The 21,282-nt window shown below is 63.3% G+C and carries 19 protein-coding genes; 9 read left to right on the forward strand and 10 right to left on the reverse strand.

Going from position 1 to position 21,282, the window contains the following annotated elements; translation table 11 throughout:
- The first annotated feature begins 71 nt into the window (after window positions 1-71).
- The 3 genes from pdxR to LDO41_RS34255 all read left to right on the forward strand — a co-directional run bounded on the left by pdxR (window position 72) and on the right by LDO41_RS34255 (window position 2,538).
- Window positions 72-1,592 (forward strand): MocR-like pyridoxine biosynthesis transcription factor PdxR, encoded by a 1,521-nt coding sequence (gene pdxR / locus LDO41_RS25955; RefSeq protein WP_223993583.1) that lies wholly within the window; start codon window positions 72-74, stop codon window positions 1,590-1,592.
- A gap of 109 nt (window positions 1,593-1,701) precedes the next feature.
- On the forward strand, window positions 1,702-2,340 hold the full coding sequence (locus LDO41_RS25960) for an FMN-binding negative transcriptional regulator (RefSeq protein ID WP_223993585.1): 639 nt from the start codon (window positions 1,702-1,704) through the stop codon (window positions 2,338-2,340).
- A 72-nt stretch (window positions 2,341-2,412) separates the two neighbouring features.
- On the forward strand, window positions 2,413-2,538 hold the full coding sequence (locus LDO41_RS34255; RefSeq protein ID WP_290370918.1) for a hypothetical protein: 126 nt from the start codon (window positions 2,413-2,415) through the stop codon (window positions 2,536-2,538).
- 70 nt (window positions 2,539-2,608) lie between these two features.
- Here LDO41_RS34255 and LDO41_RS25965 read toward each other — a convergent pair whose 3' ends face one another.
- Window positions 2,609-3,529 (reverse strand): pyridoxal-phosphate dependent enzyme, encoded by a 921-nt coding sequence (locus tag LDO41_RS25965; protein WP_223993587.1) that lies wholly within the window; start codon window positions 3,527-3,529, stop codon window positions 2,609-2,611.
- 38 nt (window positions 3,530-3,567) lie between these two features.
- Window positions 3,568-4,380, reverse strand: a complete 813-nt coding sequence (locus tag LDO41_RS25970; protein ID WP_223993589.1) for a YggS family pyridoxal phosphate-dependent enzyme — start codon at window positions 4,378-4,380, stop codon at window positions 3,568-3,570.
- 193 nt (window positions 4,381-4,573) lie between these two features.
- On the opposite strand from LDO41_RS25970, the gene LDO41_RS25975 reads away from it, so the two are divergent.
- From LDO41_RS25975 to LDO41_RS25995, 5 genes are all read left to right on the forward strand, one after another.
- Entirely contained in the window at window positions 4,574-5,341 is a 768-nt protein-coding gene (locus tag LDO41_RS25975) for a DeoR/GlpR family DNA-binding transcription regulator (protein WP_223993592.1), read from the forward strand.
- Between the two features lie 27 nt (window positions 5,342-5,368).
- Entirely contained in the window at window positions 5,369-6,343 is a 975-nt protein-coding gene (locus LDO41_RS25980) for an ABC transporter ATP-binding protein (RefSeq protein ID WP_223993593.1), read from the forward strand.
- 49 nt (window positions 6,344-6,392) lie between these two features.
- On the forward strand, window positions 6,393-7,688 hold the full coding sequence (locus LDO41_RS25985; protein ID WP_223993594.1) for an ABC transporter substrate-binding protein: 1,296 nt from the start codon (window positions 6,393-6,395) through the stop codon (window positions 7,686-7,688).
- 79 nt (window positions 7,689-7,767) lie between these two features.
- Complete coding sequence (locus LDO41_RS25990; protein WP_223993595.1) at window positions 7,768-8,652, forward strand: carbohydrate ABC transporter permease; 885 nt, start codon at window positions 7,768-7,770, stop codon at window positions 8,650-8,652.
- A complete protein-coding gene (locus tag LDO41_RS25995) occupies window positions 8,649-9,458 on the forward strand; it encodes a carbohydrate ABC transporter permease (RefSeq protein WP_223993597.1) in 810 nt (269 codons plus the stop codon). The genes LDO41_RS25990 and LDO41_RS25995 overlap by 4 nt, the downstream gene beginning before the upstream one ends.
- 51 nt (window positions 9,459-9,509) lie before the next feature.
- Here LDO41_RS25995 and LDO41_RS26000 read toward each other — a convergent pair whose 3' ends face one another.
- From LDO41_RS26000 to LDO41_RS34385, 3 genes are all read right to left on the reverse strand, one after another.
- Window positions 9,510-10,982, reverse strand: coding sequence for a LamG-like jellyroll fold domain-containing protein (locus tag LDO41_RS26000; protein ID WP_223993600.1), 1,473 nt, complete (start codon window positions 10,980-10,982; stop codon window positions 9,510-9,512).
- Between the two features lie 346 nt (window positions 10,983-11,328).
- The gene (locus LDO41_RS26005) at window positions 11,329-11,859 is read right to left on the reverse strand and encodes a GNAT family N-acetyltransferase (RefSeq protein ID WP_223993601.1); all 531 of its coding nucleotides are present in this window, start codon (window positions 11,857-11,859) and stop codon (window positions 11,329-11,331) included.
- Window positions 11,860-11,955: 96 nt separating this feature from the next.
- Window positions 11,956-12,261: a YHYH domain-containing protein gene (locus LDO41_RS34385; protein ID WP_396022284.1), complete on the reverse strand. Its 306-nt coding sequence runs from the start codon at window positions 12,259-12,261 to the stop codon at window positions 11,956-11,958.
- A gap of 271 nt (window positions 12,262-12,532) precedes the next feature.
- Between LDO41_RS34385 and LDO41_RS26015 the strand changes: the two genes are divergently transcribed.
- Window positions 12,533-13,027 (forward strand): MATE family efflux transporter, encoded by a 495-nt coding sequence (locus LDO41_RS26015; RefSeq protein ID WP_223993603.1) that lies wholly within the window; start codon window positions 12,533-12,535, stop codon window positions 13,025-13,027.
- A gap of 24 nt (window positions 13,028-13,051) precedes the next feature.
- Here the strand turns inward: LDO41_RS26015 and LDO41_RS26020 are convergent, their stop codons facing one another.
- From LDO41_RS26020 to LDO41_RS26040, 5 genes are read right to left on the reverse strand one after another with little or no spacing between them, the layout of a single operon-like run.
- Window positions 13,052-16,261: an efflux RND transporter permease subunit gene (locus LDO41_RS26020; RefSeq protein ID WP_377743570.1), complete on the reverse strand. Its 3,210-nt coding sequence runs from the start codon at window positions 16,259-16,261 to the stop codon at window positions 13,052-13,054.
- Window positions 16,262-16,270: 9 nt separating this feature from the next.
- Complete coding sequence (locus LDO41_RS26025; RefSeq protein WP_223993607.1) at window positions 16,271-17,440, reverse strand: efflux RND transporter periplasmic adaptor subunit; 1,170 nt, start codon at window positions 17,438-17,440, stop codon at window positions 16,271-16,273.
- A gap of 22 nt (window positions 17,441-17,462) precedes the next feature.
- On the reverse strand, window positions 17,463-18,986 hold the full coding sequence (locus LDO41_RS26030; protein ID WP_223993610.1) for an efflux transporter outer membrane subunit: 1,524 nt from the start codon (window positions 18,984-18,986) through the stop codon (window positions 17,463-17,465).
- Window positions 18,987-18,995: 9 nt separating this feature from the next.
- Window positions 18,996-20,507 carry an aldehyde dehydrogenase gene (locus LDO41_RS26035; protein ID WP_223993612.1) on the reverse strand — a complete coding sequence of 504 codons (1,512 nt, stop codon included), beginning with the start codon at window positions 20,505-20,507 and terminating at the stop codon, window positions 18,996-18,998.
- A 10-nt stretch (window positions 20,508-20,517) separates the two neighbouring features.
- Entirely contained in the window at window positions 20,518-21,276 is a 759-nt protein-coding gene (locus LDO41_RS26040) for an enoyl-CoA hydratase/isomerase family protein (protein ID WP_223993614.1), read from the reverse strand.
- Window positions 21,277-21,282 lie beyond the last annotated feature (6 nt).

Below are 21,282 nucleotides of genomic sequence, written 5' to 3' on the forward strand. Positions count from 1 at the left end.
CTCTGGCTTTCGACTTTTTACTGGTTTATGGTATGTAACGAGTATCGACCGGAATCAATGAGCCAGTATTTATGCCCAGACGTCGTCAGGCTGTGGAGTTGCCGTTCGTCGGCAGACTCGATCGCACCGAGGGGCAGCTTGGGCGGCAGCTGATGCTCGTGCTCCGCGAGGCCATTCGTTCGGGTGAGTTGAAGCCCGGGGAATCGCTGCCATCCACGCGGTATCTCGCCAGCACCCTGGAGATCTCGCGTGGGCTCGTCACCAATGCGTTCGAGCAGTTGATTGCCGAGGGGTTTCTGGAGGCGCAGGCGGGGTCAAGCACCCGGGTCTCCACAGGCTTGTCTCAGCTCCCCGCGGATGACGGTGCCAAGCGGAGCAGAAAGGCAAAGCCGGCGCCTGAATTGCGGCCCCGTGCCGCGGCGTTTGCGGAGGTGGCCCGTCAATTCGCACCACTCCCCCCGGTGCCATTCGCGGTATCGGTCCCGATCGGCCCCACAGCGCCCGATGACACCTGGCGCAAACTCGGCAATCGCACACGTGGCTTACGTTCGGCCGCGCCATCGGGCTATGACGATCCACAGGGCGTACCGGCGCTGCGCGTGGCCATTGCCGACTACGTTCGCAAGTCTCGCTCGGTGCATTGCACGCCTGCGCAGGTCATCATCACGGCAGGCACGCAGCAGGGACTCTATCTCTCGTGCCAGATTCTGCTGGAATCTGCGGACACGGTGTGGGTGGAAGATCCCGCCTATCGCGGTATCACAGGCATTCTGGAAGCCACGGGCGCTGCGGATCGCATGGTGCGCGTGGCCGTCGATGAGGCCGGCATCGATGTAGACGCCGGCATTCGCGCCGCACCCGATGCACGCGTGGCTTTCGTCACGCCCTCTCACCAGTATCCACTCGGCATGCCGCTGAGCATGGCGCGTCGGACCGCGCTGGTGGCGTGGGCCCGCGCGAATGATGCATGGCTCGTCGAGGACGACTACGATAGCGAGCTCCGCTACGTAGGGCATCCGTTCCCCTCGCTGCAGGGTCTGGCGCCCGATCGCGTGATCTACCTCGGCACCTTCAGCAAGATTCTGTTCCCGTCGTTGCGCATCGGCTATGCGATCGTGCCCGAGCATCTTGTGCCGGCGTTCTGTGGCGCGCGCGGGTTGATGGACCGGCATCCGCCAAGCGCGGACCAACACACGCTCGCGGCGTTTATAGCCGAGGGATATCTCGATCGCCATATCCGTCGCGTGCGACTCGTCTATGCAGATCGACGCCAGCAATTGATCTCGATCGTCGAACAGCGGATTCCGGCCGATCTCGCGTGGCTCCAACCCGGCGATCAGGGCATGCACGTCGTGTTGTGGCTGACCGAAGGCATCGACGACACGGTCGTTACGGCAAAGGCCAAGGAGGCCGGCGTGGCAGTCAGGGCCGTATCGCCCATGTATTCGAACGCCAGGCGCCGTCCCGGCCTGATTCTCGGGCTGGGCGGATTCACCGACAAGCAGATGGACGACGCCGTGAAGAAGCTGGCCACGATCATTGCAGCCGAGGCCGGAGAGCGGAAACCCAGACGACGGCGCGCCGGCGCGTAACCGGACAATACTGGTCTAGTGAAATTGGGTGAAAATGGCCCTTCCCGATGACATCCGGGAAGGCCATCATGGATTCATCCCCACATAAAGACCCCCAGCGGAACAGAACATGTACGTCCCTGCCCATTTCGAAGTTCCCAATGTCGAAGACCTGCATCGCCTGATGCGCGAGTTTCCGTTTGCCATCCTGATGACGAACGGAAAGAACGGTCTCGATGCGAATCACCTTCCGTTCGAACTGGATCCCGCGGCCGGCAAGCAGGGAGTCCTGCTTGCGCACGTTGCCCGCAACAACCCTGTCTGGCAGGACGTGAAGAGCGGTGACGATGTGCTGGTGGTGTTCCGCGCGGAAGACGCCTATATCTCGCCGAACTGGTATCCGAGCAAACAGGAAGCGCACAAGGTGGTTCCGACCTGGAACTACAGAGTCGTCCACGCTCACGGCAAGATCACCATTCGCGATGACGAGCGCTATGTGCGCGGTGTGGTAGCCAAACTGACCCGCACGCACGAGGCCTCGCAACCAAAGCCTTGGAAGATGGGCGATGCCCCCGCTGATTTTCTCGACACCATGCTCAAGTCCATCGTCGGCATCGAAGTGGAAATCGAGCAGCTCGTCGGCAAGTTCAAGCTGAGCCAGAACCGCGAACTGCGTGACAAAACGGGCGCGGCCGAAGGCCTCAAGGCGCAAGGCGACGTCGCGATGGGGCAGGCGATGCTGGACGCGATTCCCGAGCAACAGCGCTAGCCGCGGCGCTGTCCGCGCAAAGCACCTGTAAGATCTGGGGCCATTTTCCTTTTGGCCCCGGATTTCCGCACGATGAAGATCACCTACCTGCCACTGAACTCCGCAAACCGCATGGCCCGCATCGGCTTCGGCAAACACGATGGCCACTGGTTTGCGCGAGTCGATTTTTGGTGGTTTGGACTGCGGCTGACTGCGTAAGAATATCCAACCGATTCAGCTGCGGGTCAAATCGGGGCGAGAGGCATGGTGGCAGGCCGCGATAAACAAATCAAGCTAGCGTGCGCTCCCAATCCTGCAACTGCGCGAGCGTCGCCACCACGCCGCCACAGACCACGATCAGGATGTCTTTCGCCGCGGCCAGCTCTTCCGAGTTTTTTTCCACCGCGGCCAGCGCCGCGCCGCAGGCGGGCTCCACCAGCACGCGATGGTCGGTCAGCAACTGAAGCGCGGCGGTCACCGCTTCGCGGTCGGACACCTCGACGCTCGAGATTGGCAGGCGGCGGCTCCATGCCACCGCTTCGCTCGATGGCTGCTTGGCGCCCAGCGAGGTCGCAATGCCCGTCACCGCGGGCAGCGCCACCACCGCATCGGCTTCCAGCGAGCGCGCATAGGACGCCATGCCATGCGTCTCCGCGGCGATGATCGGCACGTCGTCCCAGCCTTGCCGGTGCATGCCTTCGGCCACGCCGCACAGCAGCCCGCCACCGCCAACCGACAGCACCACCGCATCGGGCTTGATGCCCGCCTCCGCCACTTCATCGACGAGCGATGCGTGGCCATGCCACAGCAGCGGATCATCGAACGGGTGAATAAACGCGGTGTGCGCATCGAGCATCGATTGCGCGAGTGTGTTGGCTTCCGCCCACGACTGCCCATGGACGATGACCTCGGCACCTTCGAGGCGCAGCAGTTCGAGCGCGCGCGCCGATGTCGTCTCCGGTACCACCACCGTCACCGGGATATGCAACATGCGGCCGCAATAGGCCACCGCCACGCCCGCATTGCCACCCGACGACGACACAAAATGCCGCGCGCCGCGTTCGGCATGCGTCAGGCACGCGTGCCCGACCCCTCGCAGCTTGAAGGAGCCACAAGGCTGCAGCGCTTCCATCTTGAGCCAGACAGTCTTGCCGAGGCGCGCGGACATCGGCAGTGAATGCAATAGCGGGGTACGAATATGAAGAGTCATGCTGAGGGCGTGATCAAATGAACCCCGGCATTATGCCGTCATGCCTCTTCCTGCGCGCCACCGGGCCAGTAGTGACTGTCCGGCGTGGCGCGCGCGCCGAAGATCGCCTGTCCCACGCGCACGACCGTGGCGCCCTCTTCGATCGCGATCTCGAAATCCCCCGACATGCCCATCGACAGCTGATCGAGCGTGAGGCCCGATGGCAGATCGTTGCGCAACCGGTCACGCAGTTCGCGTAGCTGCACGAAGCACGCGCGTACACGCTCCGCCTCCGCCGAGAACATCGCAAGCGTCATCAACCCCTTCACCCGCTGCGCGGAGAACGCAGGGAGTTCGCGCAGAAACGCAGCCACCTCGGCGGGAGGCAAGCCGTACTTGCTGTCCTCGTCCGAAGTATTGACCTGCACGAACACATCGAGCGCACGCCCCTCAGCCTGCAGGCGCCGATCGAGCGCCTCGGCCACGCGCAGGCTGTCCAGCGCCTGGAACTCGCTCGCGCACTGCGCCACGAGCTTCGCCTTGTTGGTCTGCAGATGCCCGATGACCGACCACTGCAAATCGGTCAGATCCCGCATCCCTTCCCACTTGCGATGGGCCTCCTGCGGCTTGTTCTCGCCGAGCATGCGGCAGCCCGCCGCATAGGCGAGCCGCAGGGTGTCTTCCGGCTTGGTCTTGCTGACCGGCAGCAGCCGCACCCCGGCGGGATCGCGCCCCGCGCGCTGGCACGCCGCGGCAATGCGCGCGTGCACCGCCGCCAGATTGGCGCGGAAATCGTCCACCGACTTGGCTTGCGGCCAACGGTCATGCAAGGCATGCAGGGTGCCGGTTGGCGGAGAGTTCAGCGATGACATGTGTGCCTTCGTTCGATCGGATGTCTGAAGTATGGCGCGCCCGATCCGTCGCAATCGATCCATCCGTCCAGTTTACGTACCTATTCGTCCATCGCGTCCATTGTGCGTCATGGAAGTGACACATTGCGCGCTTACATTTTCATTCGAACACACAAAATGATCGAATGAGCCCGATTCAGTCGGGCGGCACCCTATGAGCCTGACTCCGCGCCAACGCGAAATCATCGGCTGGCTGAACGATGCTGGCTACCTGAGCACCGAACAGCTCGCGAGCCGCTTTGGCGTGAGCACGCAGACGATTCGCCGCGATATCAACGAACTCAGCGTGCAGGGATTGGCGCGCCGTACGCACGGTGGCCTGAGCCTCTCCGCGAGCCAGCACAACCTTAGCTACCTGCAACGCAGCGCCAATCACGTCGAACGCAAACGCCGCATCGCGGCCGTGGCGGTTGGCATGCTCGAGGCCGATGCCACGGTGTTCCTCGGCTACGGCACCACGGTGGCGGACTTCGCGCATGCGCTGCCAGCCGATCTGCCATTGCGCGTCGTGACCAACAATCTGGGCGTTGTGCACGCGCTCGCGGACAAGCCGCGCATCGAGACCTGGGTCGCCGGCGGCCGCCTGCGCGCGGGAGACCTCGACGTGATGGGCAGCGCGTCGCTCGACTTCCTGCGCCGTTTCCGTGCGCATGTGGCGGTCTGCAGCGCGGCGGGCTTCGATGAGGATGGTGCCTTCTACGAGTTCCAGCCCGAAGAGGCCGAACTGAGTCGCGTGCTGCTGTCGCATAGCCATCTGCGCATGTTGCTGCTCGACAGCAGCAAGTACCTGCACAACGCACCTTGCCGCGTGGGCACGCTCGACGAGATCGATCACCTCTTTACCGATCACGAGGCCACCGACGCGCTGGGCACGCTGCCCGCGCTTTGCGAACAGGCGGGCGTTGCCCTCCATCTCTGCTAACCGGGCGCGCCCATTTCTATCCCTTCCATGGCCTATCTGCGACTCGAAGGACTACGGCAGCATTTCGGCGATCATGACGTGCTGCGCGGCATCGACCTCGACATCGAACGCGGCGAATTCATCGCGTTGCTCGGTGCCTCGGGCTGCGGCAAGACCACGCTGCTGCGGCTGATTGCCGGACTCGATGCGCCCACCGATGGCCACATCCATCTGGATGGCCGCGACGTCACCGCACTGGACCCCGCGCAGCGCATGCTGAGCATGGTGTTCCAGTCGTACGCGCTGTTTCCGCATCTGAGCGTGGCCGACAATATCGTGTTCGGCCTGCGTGCGCGCAAGGTCGCGCGCGACGAGCAGGCTCGCCGGCTGCAGCACGCGGCCGAGCTGCTGGGCCTGAGCGCGTTGCTCGCACGCAAACCCGGCGCGCTGTCGGGTGGCCAGAAGCAACGTGTCGCGCTGGCACGGGCCATCGTGTCGCAGCATCCGCTATGCCTGATGGATGAGCCGCTCTCCAACCTCGATGCGCAACTGCGCGCCGAGATGCGCGCCGAGTTGCGCAAGCTCCAGCAACAGCTCGGTCTCACCGTGGTCTACGTCACGCACGATCAGGTGGAGGCGATGAGCATGGCCGACCGCATCGTGCTGATGCATCAGGGTCAGATCGCACAGGTCGGTACCCCCGCACAGCTCTACGACCAGCCCGCCACGCCCGTCGTGGCGCGCTTTATCGGCCAGCCGCCGATGAATCTGATTCGCATGCCTGGCACCAGCACCTGGCTCGGCGTGCGTCCCGAACATATCGAACTCGCCGACGGACATGCTGCTGTCGTCATGCGCACCGAATATCACGGCGCCGACACGCTGATCGAGGTGAAGCTCCACGAGCAACCGCTGCTGGTGCGCCATCCCGGCCGCGTCGCGGTATCGCCCGGCGCCGGCCTCATGTTGCGGTGGTCCGCCGAGCATGAACATCGCTTCGCCCTCGATGCGATCAGCCAGTGACGTTTTGACCTGCCCTAGTTTTATCCCCCATCGCCTTCAAGGAGCCACCATGTCGTTCAAAACCCGATGCCTGGCGCTTGCGCTCGGCGCGTTTGCCGGCCTGACCGGTCTGTCGCCGGTCGCCGCTTCCGCCGCACAGACGCAGGTCACGATGTACTACCCCGTGTCCGTGGGCGGTCCGCTCACTCAGGTTGTGGACAAGCTCGTCGGTGAATTCGAGCAGGCCAACCCCGATGTCAAGGTGAACGCGATCTACGCGGGCAACTATGACGACGCGCGCACCAAGGCACTGGCCGCGCTCAAGGCCGGCACGCCGGTGCAGACCTCGGTGCTGTTCTCGATCGACCTGCACGAACTGAAGGACATGGGCGTGATTCGTCCGTTCGACGACTTCGCCACCATGCCCGAAGACAAGGCGTGGCTGCAAAGCTTCTACCCGGGCCTGATGGACAACGGCCGTGCCGATGGCAAGACCTGGGGCATTCCGTTCCAGCGCTCCACCATCGTGATGTTCTACAACAAGGATGCGTTCCGTCAGGCCGGCCTCGACCCGAACAAGCCGCCGCGCACCTGGACCGAGATGCGCGAAGCCGCCGCCAAGCTGGTGCAGCGCGACGGCAACACCACCAACCGCTGGGGCGTGATGATCCCCTCCACCGGTTATGCCTACTGGATGTTCGGCGCGCTGACCAAGCAGAACAGCCAGACGCTGATGAACCCGGCCGGTACGCGCACGATGTTCGACAGCCCGAAGGCTGTGCAGGCGCTCGAGTTCTGGACGTCGCTGTCGAAGGACGGCGTGAGCCCGAAGGGCCTGATCGAATGGGGCACGCTGCGCCAGAATTTCGTCGAGGGCAAGACCGCGATGATGTGGCACTCCACCGGTAATCTGACGGCCGTGCTCAAGGATGCCAAGTTTGACGTCGGCGTGGCCCCGCTGCCCGGCAACACCGAACCGGGCTCGCCCACCGGCGGCGGCAACTTTTACCTGTTCAAGAGCGGCAGCGAAGCCGAGCAACGCGCGTCGTTCCGTCTGGTCAAGTTCCTGACCGCACCGGAGCGTTCGGCGCAGTGGAGCGTGGCCACCGGCTACATGGGTGTGAGCGCCGCCAGCTACGACACGCCGACGCTGAAGGAGTACGCCGCCAAGGTGCCGCAGACGCTCGTCGCGCGTGACCAGCTGTCTGTGGCAACGGCCGAGCTGTCGACGCATCAGTCGGGCCGTGTGCGCAAGATGCTTGAAGACGCCCTGCAATCGGCCATCACCGGCCAGCAGGAGCCGCGTGCGGCGCTGACCGGCGCGCAGGCGCAGGCGGACCGCGTGCTGAAGCCCTACCAGCGTTGATGACACGGGCGCGGCCGGCGCTGGCATTGTTGCCGGTGCCGGCCGCGTCCGGTCACACCGAGATTTGGACAAGCCCTCGATGAACCTTCGGTTCCGCGATCCTCGCCAGGCCGCTCAGGCCTGGCTCATGCTGTTGCCCGCGCTGGTGCTGCTGGCCGCGTTCACCTACTGGCCGATTGCCGGCAGCCTCTGGCACAGCCTTCACATGCAGGCGCCGGGGTTACCGTCAACGTTCGCGGGCGCCGAACAGTTCACGGCGCTGCTCGACGATCCCGTATTCCGTCAGGCGCTGCGCAACAACCTCTGGTACGCACTGGTCACCGTGCCGGTGTCCGTGGTGCTGGCACTTGCCATGGCGCTGTGGGTCAACCAGCGCTACGCCGGTCGCGGCCTGCTGCGGCTGGCTTTCTTTACGCCCACCGTATTGCCGATGGTGGCCGCGGCCAACATCTGGCTGTTCTTCTATGCGCCCGATATCGGCCTGCTGAACCGTTTGCTGGCAGCCCTTGGCATTGCCGGCCACAACTGGCTTGGCGATACCGATACCGCGCTGCCGGCGCTGATGGTGGTGACCATCTGGAAGGAAGCGGGCTTCTTCATGATTTTCTACCTCGCGGCGCTGCAATCGATTTCGACGGAGCTGCTCGATGCCGCACGGCTCGAGTCGCCTTCCGCGTGGTACCGATTGCGACGCGTGGTGTTGCCATTGCTGGCGCCGACCACGTTGTTCGTCGTGGTGAATGCGCTGATCAACGCGTTCAAGCTCGTCGATCACCTGTTCGTACTTACGCGCGGCGGCCCCAATAATGCGAGCACGCTGCTGCTGTATTACCTCTACGAAATCGCCTTCAAGTTTCAGGACGCGAGCTATGCCGGTGCGCTGACGGTTGTGCTGCTGGCGCTGCTGGCACTGTGCTCGGCCATCCAGTTCTGGCTGTCTCGCAACCGCGTGCACTATCGATGAACTTCCTTCGCCATGCATTGATGCCCGCCGCCGCGCTCGTGGCTGGCCTGTTGTGGATTTCGCCGCTGTTGCTGCTGTGCTGGGGGGCGTTCCACCCCGGTGGCGAAGCGATGCGGCTCAGCTTGCAGACGCCGTGGGGATTGGCCAATTTCCCGCAGGCGTGGAATGTGGCGCCGTTTGCGCGCTATCTGCTCAACACCGTGGCGATCGTTACGCTGCTGCTGGTGCTGCAACTCACGGTCTGCACGCTGGCCGCGTTTGCGCTGGCGCGCATGCGCTTTGCCGGACGCAGCTTCGTGTTCGGTCTGGTGCTCCTACAGCTGATGGTGATGCCCGAGGTGCTGATTGCCGAGAACTACCTGACGATCGCGCGGCTGGGTCAGGTGGATGCGTACCTTGGCGTCGCCCTGCCGTATATCGCCAGTGCCTTCGGCATCTTCCTGTTGCGGCAGACCTTTATGACCGTGCCGCAGGAGCTCGAGGATGCCGCGCGTATCGAGGGGCTGGGGCGGCTTGGCATTCTGCTCAAGGTGTATGTGCCGCTCGCGCGGCCGACTTACCTGGCCTATGCGCTGGTTTCCATCAGCTATCACTGGAACAACTTTCTGTGGCCACTCGTCGCCACGCAGACTGAAGCCAGCCGCCCGGTGACGGTCGGTATGGCGCTGTTTGCCGCGCCCGAGACCGGTGTCGACTGGGGCGTACTGTCGGCTGGCACGCTGCTATGCGTCGGACCGCTGGTGCTGGCCTTTCTGCTGTTCCAGCGACAGTTCATGCAATCGTTCATGCAGGCCGGCGTCAAATAGCGCGCCGGCCCGCCTTACGACTTACTTCTTACACGCGATCCCGATCAAGGATCAATGATCGCGCCAGCGTTGCACCATCACCTGCTGGATCTTGCCCTTGAAGAAGTAGCGACGATCGGTGGCACCCTGCGGGTCTGCACCGATCACGATCGGGCTGGTGTTGAGGCCGACGCCACCGCTCACTGACACGGACGGCGTACGCTCGACGTTGTTCACCCACAGACGCACCGCGCCGTTGCCGTCATAGGCGCCGACGATGAAGTACGAGTCGGTGCCGTTGAACAGCGACAGCGGCGCCGTCGCGTACTGGTAGCCACCGTTCACATACACACCGAAGCGCAGCAGCGTGCCGGCCTGCTCGAGCGCAAAGCCGCCCGAGTCGCTCTTGGCGATAATTGCTGCCGTCGCGCCCGAGGTGAGGTCGTCGAAATTGACCACGGCACTGACCATAAAGCCGCCATTGGTTTCGTTGTCGGCCTGCCAGGTGGTGACCGACTGCGTGCCGCTGAAAACCATGCTGCCGCCGACGCGATCTTCGTCGGACGTCACCGCCAGCTGCTCGAGCGTCGGCGTGGTGGCGCTCTGCGCGATGCCATAGCGCGTCGAGTTGGTACGTGCGTACGTCAGCGGCCATGCGGTCTGCTGGGCGGTGTTCATATGCACCAGCGAGGTAGGCTCTGCGATCAGCGCGCGTGACTGGACCGGCAAAGCGGTTGCACCGCGATCGTACTCAGTGGTGATGAAGTCCACATCCTCGCGCAGCGCGGACAGATACAGCTCGCCCATGCTGGCGGGCGTGGTGTAGACGCCAACGCCCAGGCCCAGCATCTTGGCCTGCATCAGCGCGCCGAACAGGCTGGTCATGCGGTACTCGAGCTCCACACCATCGAAGCCCAGGCTCTTGGTCGTGCGGATGTTGCTGCGGATATTGCTTTCGATCAGCGTGTGAAAGCGCACGTGGTCACGGATGCTGGCGAACTCCGATTGCGCGAGCAATGCCTTGGCGCGCACCAGATGCTGATGGCGACCATCCATGAACGCGCGCAGGAACACCGGACGTCCGGCCTTGGCATAACCCCAGTCGCGCACGGCACGCAGTACGGCCAACATCATGGTGTCGCTGGCGGCGGCAGTGGAGTAGCTCTCCTTGACCTCCAGAAACAGCATCCGATCGCTCTGCAGCAGATTGGTATTGGCCAGCGCGTCGGCGAAGCTGCCCACCGCGCTCTCGCTGTCGCCGTGCTCGACGTACACCTGCCCGTCGGCGTGCGAGGTCAGATCGAACTCGATCAGATCAAACCCGCGCGTCAGGGCCGTAGCCACCTGCGCGTTAGTCGCGGCGGTGCTGCTGCCGTAGCAGTTATGGCACGACAGCGCCACGGCGTTGCCCAGCGGTGATACCGGCAGCGCGCGGCCGATACCGCTCCAGTAAGTGCTCGCGTGCGCGGCGACCGGCGCTGCGCATAGCGACAGCAGAAGTAATGCGCGAATGAAACGTCGATACAACTGAATGGCTCGATGCATGCAGGATCCCGTTATGTTGGAAGTGAGCGAACACGGGCCCTGAAACCAATGCAACGACCACCGAAGGGCCCGCCAACACCGGCACCCGACGCGGATAACCGCGACAAGTGCCCGTGGTGGCCCCGATTGTCGGCATCAATCGGGACAGCGATATGACGGGGAGGTGACGGCGAAATGAAACCGACGAGGTTTCGTTTGCTCACTAAAACGAGTGTGATGTTGAGCGAAGACTCACTTCTTTCGTACGCTTGCTTTAGCTAAAAACGGTGGTTTAGCTGGGCAGCTAAACTACCGATTTATGCTAAAGAAACCGGTAGATCACTTGGCGACCTATGGCGTGGGGCGATCAAGATAGCTGCTTGTGATAGAACGTCGTCCCGCACAAGCTTCCGTCTGGCATCAGCGCGTAGTTCGGTACATCGCCGACCTTCTCCCAGCCCGCGCGTGCGTACAGGCGTTCGGCATCGCCGCCGGTGACGGTGTCGAGCACCAGCACTGACTTGCCCGCCGCGCGCGCGGCTTCGTCGGCGGCGGTCATTAGTTGTTGGGCGACGCCTTGGCGCCGGGCATCCCGATGCACCAGCATCTTGGCGATATCGGCACGATGGGGCTGGTTCTCGGGCTGGCTTGTGACCACCTGCACGGTGCCGACGACGCGGCCATCGGTGTGCTCAGCTACCAGCAGAATCCGCTCGTCGCGCGTCACGCCGTCGGCGACCTGCTTCCAGAATCGGCCAGCGGTCTCGCGTGAGATCGGCAGCATAAAGCTGACCGACGCGCCGCCTTCCACGCAATCGATGAGGACATCGGACAAGGGATCGATGTAATCGCTTACCTCATCGGGACCGATGCGACGGACGGTGACTGCGGCGTTCATTTAGAAGCTCCAGAGGATGGGGTTGGGTGTTTGCCTTCGGCAAGCATCGACCTAAAGCGCGTCGTCCGCAAGAGACGCGCGTCGCGTTGCTACGAACTAGCAGCCGCCGTAATTCTTCCGGCCACTCGCCGTGATCGTGTATGTACCGCCCCTGGGGCCGGTGTAGCAGGTGGGTCCACTCAGCGCCGATCGGTCAGACTTCGTTGCGGTCGCCCGTGCTGTGTTGGACTCGAGAGTCTGTGCTGACCGCGCACTTGAACCTGCACCGCCTCGGTGGCAATGATATTCACCGGTCTTCCGATTGGAGTGACAACCCTCGGCATTCAGACCGCCGCCATGCGCATGCGCGACACCGGACAATAAAATCCATATCAGGCCGCTCGTTCCCAACATTTTCCCCATCGCCCCCTCCCTTGTACATTCTTATTTTGTGCAACGCGCAATGCGCCGCGGGGATCCAATTCTCCTCTGTGCGCCACCGCGCCACTATCCCGCCGGAGTAGGGAAAATCGATTGCTGGCAACAGCGGGAACATCGTCTAATACGCTGGACGCGTGTCCACCGCCCCTCGATGCCATCTCTCCCTCGTCACTACCGTGCACTGATCTCGCTCTCCGCGCCAATCGCCGGGATTCAATTCGCGCAGATTGCGTTGACGAGTACGGACCTCGCGATGATGGGGTTGATCGGCATCGATGCGCTCGCGGCGGGCGGGCTGGCGCTTCTGCTTTATAACCAGTTCCGCACCATGTGCGTGGGCATGGTGACCGGCCTGGGCAATCTGATTGCCGCAGCGATTGGCAAAGGCGAACGGCGTACCGGGCATGTTGGCATCGACGCCATCGCAGAAGAAGAAATCCGCGACCTCATTCGGTCCGCATTGTTCTTGGCCACCACCGTCGCACTTGTCGCTGGCGGTCTGCTCGTCGGATTGAGCTTTTGCCTGACCTCCCTCGGCCAGGATGCCGCCGTGGTCACGCTGGCAAGGCCGGTAATGATCGGCTATGGCTTGATCGGCCTCCCGGCAATACTTCTCCTCGGCACCTGGCTCGGCTGGCGTGGCGAGGGTGTCTGGCTAGGCCTGTGCATCGCGTTTGGCGCAACCAGCGCCCTTCTATGGCGAAGCTTCGCGCTCGATTTGCGACGGATAGCGCAGCGCGCGTTATAGCGCTCTCGACCCCGAAAGACATGCTCATGACCGCTCTTGCGGCGCCTCGTCGAGTTTGTCTCCGAGTAGCCGTCTGACTGTGACATAGAACACGGGAATCAACAGCAGCCCGAGCACAGTCGCCGCGAGCATTCCGCCGATCACGCCGGTGCCGATCTCATGCCGGGATGCCGCACCAGCGCCAGTGGACACTACTAGCGGGAAAACACCGAGGATAAATGCCATCGACGTCATCAGGATCGGGCGCAGGCGCAGCCGTGCCGCCGCTACGACAGCGTCATAGAGCTTCAGTCCGCGTGCTTGCCCTTCAACGGCGAACTCGACGATCAGAATGGCGTTCTTCGCGGCAAGCCCGATGACCGTGACGAGACCGATCTTGAAGTAGATATCGTTGGGCATGTGGTGCCACAGAACGAACGCAAGCATGCCGAGCATCCCGATGGGTGCCACCAGCAGTACCGAAGCCGGGATCGACCAGCTCTCGTAGAGCGCGGCAAGACACAGGAATACGACAACGATGGAAAGCGCCATCAGCGTGGTCGCGGAAGACCCCGCCAGCAGTTCCTGATAAGACTGACCCGTCCAGTCCGCGGCGAATCCGTGCGGAAGCTTCTGGTCAACGATGTCCTGCAGCACCTGCATGGCCTGCCCAGTGGAATAACCCGATGCTGGGTTGCCGACGATCTCGACGGCGGAAAAACCGTCATACCGCGGCTGCACCGTCGGCGCATATGCCCACTGAGTATTCACCACGCTCGACAGCGGCACCATGTTGTACGGACTGACCAAGGTGTTGGCGATCGATGGATTCACCGGAGCCAGAGGATTGGCGGCAGTGGCTGCAGTTGTTCCCGCCACGGTCCCGCTCGTCGTCCCCGCCGGCGTGAAGAGATGTCCGAACGCGCCGAGGTCCATGCGATATGGGGCATCCGCCTGAATGTACACACGCTTCACGCGACCGCCGTAGGTGAACTGGTTCACAAAGAAGGGCGCGAGCTGCATTTGAATCGTGTTGTAGACATCCGTCAGCGATAGCCCCATCGATTCCGCCTGCGTGCGATCCACCGCGATCCGCAACTGCTGCGCGCTCGGCAGCGAATTGGCCCGAATCCCGTATAAGGCGGGGCTCTTGCCCGCGCTCTCGAGCAGCGTGGCCTCGGCGGCTGCCAACTGGTCACGTGATTGCCCGGCCCGTGCCTGCAGATACATGTCGATGCCACCAAACTGGCTCAGGCCGCGAATCGTCGGCAGATCGGTGGCAAAAGTCTGTGCATCGGTGATGCCGTGCAGGATCTGATTGACCTGCGGTATCAAATCCATCGCGCTCTGCGAGCGCTTGCTCCAGTCGGTCAATTTGATGAACGTCATACCGACGTTCTCGCTGGTGCCCACGAAGCTGAATCCCACCGGTTGGAACATGGCGTCGATATCCTTCCCAACCGGGCTGCTAAGCAGCTTCTGGCGTACCTCGCCCATCACGCGATTCGTGCGCTCCAGCGTCGCCCCCGACGGCAGGTTCACGAGCACGAGGATAAAGCCCTGATCCTCGTCCGGAACGAAGCCCGTCGGTAGCTTCGTGTACAGAAACCCGGTCAATGCGAGAAGCAGTACAAAGCCCATCATCCAGCGCGGCGCATGACGCACGGCCCGGCCGACGTGCCCAAGGTAGGTCCGCGACATCCACTCGAAGCCGCGATTGAACCCGCGAAATATCACTCCCTTCTTGTCAGCGTGGACGGGCTTGAGGATGGCGGCGCACAGCGCTGGCGTGAACGACATTGCAAGAAACGCGGAGAACAGCATCGACACGGCAATGGTCACCGCGAACTGTGCGTAGATAATCCCCGTCGCACCCGGCTGCAGCGCAGACGGCACGAACACCGCCGACAGCACGACGGTAATCGCAATGATCGCGCCCGTAATCTGCCCCATGGCCTTGTGCGTCGCGGGTTTCGCTTCGGCGTGTTCCTCGCTCATGATGCGCTCGACGTTCTCGATCACCACGATCGCGTCGTCGACCACGATACCGATCGCCAGCACCATCCCGAACAGCGTGAGCTGATTCAAGGTGTAGTGCAGCAGGGAAAGGCCGACAAAGGTGCCGAGCAACGCCACCGGGATGACCAGCGTCGGAATGATCGTGGCCCGCAGGTTTTGCAGAAAGACCAACATCACGACGAACACCAGCGCGATGGCCTCGATCAGCGTGTAGGCCACGTCGGTGATGGAGGCCGTGATGAATGGCGTGGTGTCATAAGGCACGCTCCACGTCACGCCAGCGGGAAGGTCCCGCGAGAGGTCCTTCATCTGGGCCTTGACCGCGTTCGCCACCGATAGTGCATTGGCGCTCGGCAGCAGAAAGACCGCGAGGCCGCCGGCCGGCTTACCGTCATAGACCGGCGCGATCCCGTACGTCTGCGCACCAAAACTGACACGCGCCACATCGGAGAGTCGCACCGTCGTACCGTCGCTTCTCGAAAGCAGAATGATGTCGCGGAACTGCTGCAGCGACGAGAAGAGACTGTCGCCGGATACCGTCGCGGTAAAGACCTGGCCTTTCACTGCGGGGTCCGCGCCGAGCGCGCCCGCCGCAAACTGTGCGTTCTGGGAATTGACTGCATTGAGGACCTGGGTCGTCGAGAGCCCATAGCCTTGCAGCTTGTCCGGATCGATCCAGATGCGCGCCGCATACTCCGAGCCGAGCAACGTCGTATTGCCAACGCCGCTGATCCGCCCAATCACAGGCTGTATCTGCGAGGCAAGGATATCGCTGAGCCGCGCCGCGTCCACCGATGGGCTGTTCGAGCGCAACGCAATGAACATCAGGATATCGGGACTCGCCTTGGCGACGACCACGCCCTGCTGGGTGACCTGCGCGGGCAGCAGCGGCGCGGCAAGCGTCACCTTGTTCTGGACCTGCACCTGCGCGATGTCGGGGTTGGTGCCGGTGGCAAAACTGAGCGTGATAACGGTCTGGCCGTTCGCGCTCGAGTTTGAACTGAAGTACAGCAGGTTGTCGATGCCGGTGAGCTGCTGCTCTATTACCTGCGTCACCGTCGACTCCATCGTCGCGGCGCTCGCACCGGGATAGTTCGCGGTGATCGTCACCTGCGGCGGCGCGATTTCCGGATACGAGTCGATCCCCATGCTGCGCATGGCGATGGCACCGAACAGAGAAATCAGGATGGCGACGACCCAGGCGAATACGGGTCGATCGATAAAGAAACCGGGCATGGACATGTCTTAACTCCGCACCATGCTGGACGGTGCGGGCGGCTGCCATGGTGTCGTCGCCACCTGGCTGCCCTCGCGTACGGCCTGCATACCCATGACCACGATCCGGTCGCCTTGCACGAGACCTTTAGTGATGATCCAGTCGGTCCCCTGGCTGGTACTCGCATCGACGTCTTTGCGCACCACCTTGCCGTCCGGCCCGACGGCGAGCAGGTAAGCCCCGCGCGTATCGCGCAGCAGCGCCTGCTGTGGAATCAGGAAGACATCGTTCTGCCGCCCGAAGTTCGCATTGAGCGTCACGTACATCCCGGGCAGCAGCAAGTGCCGAGGATTAGGCACCAACGCGCGCAGGTTGACGGCGCCTGTCGTCGCGTTGACAGCCACATCCGAGAAGTCGAGTGTGCCAGCGTGGTCGTAGGGTGCGCCGTTGGGCAAACCGACCTGCACCGTGGTGGCACTCTGCTTTGCGAGGTCGACCGATCCAACGTCCTGCGATAGTCGCAGCGTCGTCAGGTCGGCAGAGCTCATCGTGAAGTTGACGTAGACCTGATCGATCTGCTGGACCGTGGTGAGTAACGTACCGCCGGTGCCGACGTCGTTCGTGCCGTTGCCAACGACGGCCCCTGCCGTCACCAGTTGCTGTCCTGCAATGCCGTCGATCGGCGACGTCACGCGGGTATATCCGAGACTGATGCGCGCGCTGTCGACCAGTGCCCGATCCGCCTGCACCTTCGCTGCGGCGCTACGCTCCAGGGCGTCGGTGTTATCGACCGTCTGCTGCGATACCGATCCCACTGGCAGCAGCTTGCGGTTGCGCTCGGCGGTGATGCGATCGTCGACGTAGGTCGCCTGGTCCTGCGCAAGCTGCGCGATGGCACTATCGAGCTGGGTCTTGTAGAACGCGGGATCGATATCGAACAGCACCTGCCCTTCCCGGACTTCGCTGCCCTCGGTATAGACGCGCTTCGTCAGCACACCCGACACCCTCGCCGTCACGTTGGCGCTGTAATACGGCGAAAGGCGCCCGACGAACTGCCGCATCAGCGGCACGCTCTGCGGTCGGGCCACCACTACCGCCACGGTAGGAGGCGGCGGTGCCGGTGGATTGCCGTGCGAACAGGCGGCCAGCATGACGACGCTCAGCAGCAGCACCGACACGCGATAAGGGGACAACTTCATGGAAGGGAAACTCCAGTCCGGTTCAAGACCGTACATGCAGGCTGGTGGTCGTCGACGCCGCGTTGGTGCCATCCGCCGACCACCCGCCGCCGAGGTTCTTGATCAGCGTGACGTCACTCTGTGCAAGCGCCGACTGCGTGTCGCGCAGGCTCTGCTCGGCCTCGATCAGCGTGAGCTGCTGATCGAGCAGATCCTCCTCGCTTGACGTCCCAATGCTGCGCTGGGCCTCGACGGTCGCGAACAGTTGCTGGTTGCGATGCAGGATGTCCGCGGAGGACTGCTCCTGCGTACGCAGATGGTTGATCGATGACAGACTGTCTTCGACGCTCTGAAACGCCGTTAGCACCGTGTTGCGATACGTCGCCACCTGCTCGTCATAGCTCGCACGGGCCGAGGTCACCGCCGCGCTACGCACACCGGCATCGAAGATCGTCGCGGCGACATCGGGGCCGAGTGTCCAGAATCGGCTCGGCAACGAGAACAGGCGGGCGAACGTGTTGCTTTGAAAGCCCCCTGTGGTGGATAGCGTGAGATCCGGAAAAAACGCTGCCACCGCTGCGCCAATCTTCGCGTTCGCGGAGGCGGCAAGGCGCTCGGCACTCACCACGTCGTAGCGGCGCTCGAGCAACTGGGACGGCAGCGCGAGCGGCAATTGAGGGGCGCGGAATGTGTACGCCGGGTCCGATGCGATATCGACTGCCGCTGGCGGCACGCCTGTGAGCACGGCTATCGCATGTTCGTCCTGCTCGCGAGCTATCCTGGACGCTTGCAGGTTCGCGATGACCGCGTCCAGCACATCCTGCGCGACCAGTACATCGTTGCTCGACGATGCACCTTCGCGATAAGACGCTCGGGTCATCTCGAGGATCTTGCTATCGATATTCTGCTGACGCGTCAGCGAGTCGATGTCGTAATCGGCCTGCCGCAGCGCGAAGTAATTGAGCACCACGCTGGCGGCGATCGACAACTGAACACCAGCGAGCTGCGCATCGCTCGCCTGCGCGCTCGTCTTCGCCGATTCGATCTGACGGCGGATTCCGCCCCACAGATCGAGCTCCCAGTTCACCGAAAGGGATGCGCTTACGCTATTGAAAACGCCCGGCGTCGCGGTTCTCCCGAGCGATGAAGTGCCCGACGCCGCCTGGGTCACGTTGCCACCGATGCCGGTGCGCGTCCCTGAGGCGCCGGCCGTCACGATCGGAAAAAGCGCGGCCGTGTTGGACTGCACGGTTGCCAGCGCGACACGATAGGCGGCCTCGGCGGCCACAATGGACTGGTTCGCCTTCAGCGCACGCTCGACGAGTCCGTCGAGCGTGTCGTCCTGATACATGCGCCACCAGGTACTCGATATCGATGCGGCCGGATTCGCTTGCGCGCGCTGCCAGCTGACCCCCTCCTTGAAGCCTGCCGGAATCTGCACCGTTGGCCGACGATAGTCAGGGCCGACGGCGCAGGCGGCGAGCATCAGGGAGAGGGCGAGGGTGACCGCGAACGTCGCGCCGCGCGCTAGCCGCCCGCATCCCATCGTCGTGGCATCGGTCTTCACGCCCATTCCTCAGTTGAGGCGCGCCGGTGCACCACCGTCGGCATACCAGTCCGTGGTCTCGCCCGAGGTGTTGATCGTCACCGCGCGCGCCTCGCTGAACTGATCGAACGATTCGATACCGGTCTCGCGGCCCACGCCGCTTTGCTTGAATCCGCCCCACGGCGAGGCCGGATCGAGCCGATGATGGTCGTTCACCCACACCAGGCCGAACTCGAGCTTGCCGGCGACGCGATGGGCGCGTGCCACATCGTTGGTCCAGACCGATGCCGCAAGGCCAAACTTCGTGCCGTTGGCAATGCGCAGCGCATCGGCCTCGTCGTCGAACGGCATGACGACGGTCACTGGGCCGAACACTTCTTCCTGGCCAATCTCGCATTGCGGATCGACGTCGTAGAGCACCGTCGGCTCGATAAAGAAGCCGTGCTCGAAGCCGGGCGGTACGCGCGCCCCCGTCAACACCTTCGCGCCATCGGCCTTCGCGCGCTCGAGCATGGCGAGAATGCGCTCACGTGAAGACTCCGATATCACCGGGCCAAGTTGTGTGTCGGGGTCGGCCGGGTCGCCGATGCGAATGCCAGCGGTCTTCTCGCGCAGTCGCTCGAGAAACGCCCGGTAGATCGATCTCTGGACAAGAATCCGGGCACCGCACACGCAGGTCTGTCCGGCACCGATAAACGCGGCGAAGGTGGCACCAGTCACCGCGCGCTCCAAATCGAAGTCTTCAAACACGATGACGGCACCCTTGCCGCCCAACTCCAGCGTCGTCAGCGCAAAGTTGCGGGCAGCCGCTTCGCCAATGGAGCGTCCCACTGCGGTGCCTCCCGTAAAGACGATCTTGCGAATCAGCGGATGACTTGCCAACGCTGCGCCGGTTTCGCTTCCGATGCCGTTGACGACGTTGACCACTCCTTTCGGAATTCCGGCCTCGTGCAACAGACGGACCAGTCGCACCGTGGTGAGTGGTGTCCGCTCGGACGCCTTGATCACCACGCTATTGCCGGTGGCTAAAGCGGGCGCAAGGCTTTTTGACAGAATCATCAGCGGGTGGTTGAACGACGTCATCAGCGCGACGACGCCAAGTGGCACGCGCTGCGTGTAGCAGAGATATGGGCCTTCAACCGGAATGACGTCACTGCGGCGCGTCAGCGCGAGCGCGGCGAAGTACCGGTAAAACTGGGGAAGGCGTCCGATCTGCGCGCGCGTCTCATTGGTCGGCCGTCCATTGTTCAGCGTTTCGAGCTGATAGAACTGCTCGAGGTCCGCCTCGAACAAGTCCGCAAAGCGGTTGAGCACGCGCGCCTTTTGCTGGACGGGCATATCGCGCCACGCACCGCGCTCGAATGCGTCATGCCCCGCGCGCACCGCGCGATCGACGTCGTGCTGCGAAGCTACCGCGAGCGAACCGATGGATTTACCGGTTGCGGGATTCACGATCTCCAGCGTGCGGCCGTCGGCAGCCTGGGTCCATTCGCCATCGATGAAGAGCAGCGCTTCATGATGCGGAGTGTTGGTTGTGTTCATGGAATTTTCCTCACTCACCTTGAAGTGAAGCGGAGGCACGATGGCGCTCCAGAATCCGGAGGCTGGTTGCCGTCAGCATTTCTGTCGCGCAGCGAAAATTCTGCTCGACGGAGCCTTCCTGCGCGGCTTGGAAGAAGGCCTTGCACTGACGTGCGCCAGCATCGTCAAGACCGACCACGCGCGCGATCAGCGCATCCGTATCGGCTTGCAGGCGCGCGGGGTCGGACATCTGGGTGATAAGGCCCGCGTGCAACGCGTCGGCTGGTGTAATGGCGTCGCCGAACAGCAGCATGGGAAACAGCTGCTTGGGAAGACCGTAGTTGCCGAGGTACGCCATGATGGCGGCGGGCGGCAATCCTTTTCGCATCTCGGGAAACCCGAGGGACGCGCTCGACGACACGAGGGTGAAGTCGCAAAGAATGGCAATCCCAAAGCCAAACCCCAGCGCGTCGCCCTGCACCTGCGCAACCGAAATCAGGGACGTCGAGCGCAACAGCCGTTTCAGCTCGATCAGCTGACTCACCTCGCTGTGCACGGTTTCGGCATCGCGCCCCGCCCGCTCGCGGCCCCGGCAAAACACATCGCCGGCTGCTCGGAGGCGTAGCACACGCGCGGTTGGCCTTTCGACTTCCCCCCGCAACGCGGCCACCATCGCCTCGAACATCGGTCCCGACACCTCGTTGCCCGCGTGCGGCCGGTTGATGATGAACGTCAAGACGCCGCCACTGCGCTCGATGAGCACAGGAGATGAAAACGAATCTGGCCCCATTGCGGC

The organism is Cupriavidus pampae, assembly GCF_914271485.1.
Taxonomy (GTDB): Bacteria; Pseudomonadota; Gammaproteobacteria; order Burkholderiales; family Burkholderiaceae; genus Cupriavidus; species Cupriavidus pampae.

Coding starts and splice junctions, on each gene's coding strand:
- pdxR (WP_223993583.1), top strand. CDS start 72: ATGCCCAGACGTCGTCAGGCTGTGGAGTTGCCGTTCGTCGGCAGACTC.
- LDO41_RS25960 (WP_223993585.1), top strand. CDS start 1,702: ATGTACGTCCCTGCCCATTTCGAAGTTCCCAATGTCGAAGACCTGCAT.
- LDO41_RS34255 (WP_290370918.1), top strand. CDS start 2,413: ATGAAGATCACCTACCTGCCACTGAACTCCGCAAACCGCATGGCCCGC.
- LDO41_RS25965 (WP_223993587.1), bottom strand. CDS start 3,529: ATGACTCTTCATATTCGTACCCCGCTATTGCATTCACTGCCGATGTCC.
- LDO41_RS25970 (WP_223993589.1), bottom strand. CDS start 4,380: ATGTCATCGCTGAACTCTCCGCCAACCGGCACCCTGCATGCCTTGCAT.
- LDO41_RS25975 (WP_223993592.1), top strand. CDS start 4,574: ATGAGCCTGACTCCGCGCCAACGCGAAATCATCGGCTGGCTGAACGAT.
- LDO41_RS25980 (WP_223993593.1), top strand. CDS start 5,369: ATGGCCTATCTGCGACTCGAAGGACTACGGCAGCATTTCGGCGATCAT.
- LDO41_RS25985 (WP_223993594.1), top strand. CDS start 6,393: ATGTCGTTCAAAACCCGATGCCTGGCGCTTGCGCTCGGCGCGTTTGCC.
- LDO41_RS25990 (WP_223993595.1), top strand. CDS start 7,768: ATGAACCTTCGGTTCCGCGATCCTCGCCAGGCCGCTCAGGCCTGGCTC.
- LDO41_RS25995 (WP_223993597.1), top strand. CDS start 8,649: ATGAACTTCCTTCGCCATGCATTGATGCCCGCCGCCGCGCTCGTGGCT.
- LDO41_RS26000 (WP_223993600.1), bottom strand. CDS start 10,982: ATGCATCGAGCCATTCAGTTGTATCGACGTTTCATTCGCGCATTACTT.
- LDO41_RS26005 (WP_223993601.1), bottom strand. CDS start 11,859: ATGAACGCCGCAGTCACCGTCCGTCGCATCGGTCCCGATGAGGTAAGC.
- LDO41_RS34385 (WP_396022284.1), bottom strand. CDS start 12,261: ATGGGGAAAATGTTGGGAACGAGCGGCCTGATATGGATTTTATTGTCC.
- LDO41_RS26015 (WP_223993603.1), top strand. CDS start 12,533: ATGATGGGGTTGATCGGCATCGATGCGCTCGCGGCGGGCGGGCTGGCG.
- LDO41_RS26020 (WP_377743570.1), bottom strand. CDS start 16,261: ATGCCCGGTTTCTTTATCGATCGACCCGTATTCGCCTGGGTCGTCGCC.
- LDO41_RS26025 (WP_223993607.1), bottom strand. CDS start 17,440: ATGAAGTTGTCCCCTTATCGCGTGTCGGTGCTGCTGCTGAGCGTCGTC.
- LDO41_RS26035 (WP_223993612.1), bottom strand. CDS start 20,507: ATGAACACAACCAACACTCCGCATCATGAAGCGCTGCTCTTCATCGAT.
- LDO41_RS26040 (WP_223993614.1), bottom strand. CDS start 21,276: ATGGGGCCAGATTCGTTTTCATCTCCTGTGCTCATCGAGCGCAGTGGC.